The following is a 343-nucleotide window of genomic DNA, read 5'->3' on the forward strand; positions in this document are numbered from 1 at the left end:
TCGCCATAAGGGGTGTAGGCGAAGGCTTGGGATTGCGTGGCGCTCTGCGTATTCAGCACCGATCGTTGCTGATCGGTTGCCAGCAAGGTGGTATCGACCTTGGCGTTCTGGCTCGACCGTTGCGCCAATAGCTGGTCGTCATGCTGGAAGATGCTGCGGTGCTGTGCACCTTGTATTTCGCTGGCCAAGCGAGTTTTACAGTAAAAGTGCTGGAGGTCGGTCTGCTGGTGGAGCGTGGAGGCAACCCGACGGTCCAGAGGATCGTAGCGGTAGCGGCACAGTTCAGTTGAGTGAGGGGAGGCAGGCATCTGTGGGACTCCATGTAAGGTCGAGTCCCCTAAGC

1 pseudogene is annotated in these 343 nt (G+C 58.3%); it reads right to left on the bottom strand.

Annotated features, from left to right (window positions below):
* Positions 1–308: pseudogene (locus ACM6I6_RS26215) on the bottom strand (RHS repeat-associated core domain-containing protein); the annotation flags it as partial.
* Positions 309–343: the final 35 nt, after the last annotated feature.

This window comes from Pseudomonas sp. IT-P218 (assembly GCF_949767605.1).
Lineage (GTDB): Bacteria > Pseudomonadota > Gammaproteobacteria > Pseudomonadales > Pseudomonadaceae > Aquipseudomonas > Aquipseudomonas putida_AE.